The sequence below is a fragment of the Anaerococcus sp. HMSC068A02 genome, assembly GCF_001811125.1.
Classification (GTDB): domain Bacteria; phylum Bacillota; class Clostridia; order Tissierellales; family Peptoniphilaceae; genus Anaerococcus; species Anaerococcus vaginalis_C.
Genome location: NZ_KV803778.1, coordinates 6,729 through 8,539 on the forward strand (window position 1 = coordinate 6,729; position 1,811 = coordinate 8,539).

The window sequence follows — 1,811 nt, forward strand, 5'->3', positions numbered from 1 at the left end:
ATGAGCTTTTTTCTTTTGTTTTGTAACTGCTTGATTTCTTCTTCTGTCATTAAAATTTTTTCATCTATGTTTTTCATTTCTGTTTTCCTTTCTTCTGTTTTTGGACAAAGAAAAAACAGTAAACCATTTTTGATTTACTGTTAGTGTGTTATTTTTTATTAAATTGTTAGTTACTTCTTTTTCTTAAAAACCACGACTCCAAAAAATGGACAAATAGCTACCGTTTTTACTAACTCCATATTTGCTTTTTCTGACCAATGTTTCAACTCTTTCATAGAATAGAACCAATTATCCTTGGGACTATTTTCTCTCATATCTTCAACCGTATAAACTTCATTTTCTTTAAGGTATGGTTCTATATAATTTTTATATATTTCTTCAGGCGTGGTTTCTTTTAATAAAAATCTATATACCTTATTAAATAATTCGGTATCCTTTTCTGCGTCAAATAAAAGCATGGTATCGCACAAATAAAAATAACCATCCGTTGTAAGTATCTCTGAAATATTTTCTAACGACTTTTCTTTATAATCCCATGGCACTTGATGGAATGCTAACATACTAATAACTTTATTAACGCTTTGATTGCAATTTAATGCTTCAAAACTTCCTTGAATATATTTTACATTTCCATTACTACGATTTATAGCTTCCTGTAAATTATCTGCATTTGGCTCAATACCAATAACTTCATCTGAAAAATTACTACATACCTTTGAAAAATTTCCCCAACCACAACCTATATCCATTACCTTATCGCTTTTTTCAATTCAGCTAATTTAAGCATAAGATTAACTAACTCATCTTTACTTTCGTAGGTTTGTCTCCCATCGGGACTAATAAGTTTGTTAATGTATTTATCTAATAATGCTGTCCAATTTTCAGCCATATTCTACCTCCTATTTATATTTTTATTGTCTAAATTACTAAATATTATAGCATTTTTAAGGTGCTTTTTCCATATCAGCTTTCTGTGGAATTTGACAGTTCCCTATAAAGTTAAAATACACATCGACCTGTTGTTTTCTCTCCTTGCCTTTTCTTCCTCCTGTTGCTTCATGGACTACAACTTTTTCTATATACTCATTTATCATTGGTACTGTCAGTTCTTCAATATCGGTATATTTTTCTATCATCTTTAAGAATTTATCAGTATCAACTTTTCTCTGATGATAACTTTCTATTTCATCTTCAAAATACTGTATTTGATTTTCTAAGTCTTGTTGCTCCGTATCATAGGTATTAAATAATCTGTCAAAGTGTTTTGCGGGAATTTTTCCAAGTGCGTGGTCTTCATATAGCTTTGTAATAAGGGTTGTTAATTCTGCATTTCTTGATGACAGTTTCTCTAACTTTTCTTTATCCCCTTGATACTTTTCTTCTCTTTTTTCATCGGACAATTTGTTCATCACTTTTAGAAATTCTTGTTTATCTTCTTTGGCAAAGTCTGTGATTTCTTTAATTGATTTCAAGAGAATTTCATTCACTGTCTTTACTTTGATGTAGTGCATACTGCAAGTGCCTTTTCTGTGTCTGTAATGTTGGCACACAAAACAATAATCACAATCGTATTTCTTTTCTTTATGTTCTGCCGGCTCTCTGTAACTTAACTTTCCTCCACAATCAGAACAGATTAAAAGTCCTGTAAATGGGTGGGAGGTTGTACCATACTTTGGGCTTCTTCTTACTGTTTTTCTTAACCTTTGAGCATTATTCCATGTTTCTTCGTCAATAATCGCTTCATGGGTGTTTTTGAAGATAATGAGTTCATCTGCTTTCGCCTTTCTTCGTTTCTTGGTTTTGTAGTCTAC

General features: G+C 31.1%; 3 protein-coding genes. All 3 read right to left on the reverse strand.

The window, feature by feature from the left end; genetic code table 11:
- Positions 1-170: 170 nt before the first annotated feature.
- Positions 171-749 carry a class I SAM-dependent methyltransferase gene (locus HMPREF2782_RS09240; RefSeq protein ID WP_070642624.1) on the reverse strand — a complete coding sequence of 193 codons (579 nt, stop codon included), beginning with the start codon at positions 747-749 and terminating at the stop codon, positions 171-173.
- Complete coding sequence (locus tag HMPREF2782_RS09550; protein WP_186821678.1) at positions 749-889, reverse strand: hypothetical protein; 141 nt, start codon at positions 887-889, stop codon at positions 749-751. The genes HMPREF2782_RS09240 and HMPREF2782_RS09550 overlap by 1 nt, the downstream gene beginning before the upstream one ends.
- Before the next feature lie 55 nt (positions 890-944).
- On the reverse strand, positions 945-1,811 hold an 867-nt coding region (locus HMPREF2782_RS09245; RefSeq protein ID WP_148130034.1), incomplete at its 5' end, for a DUF4368 domain-containing protein.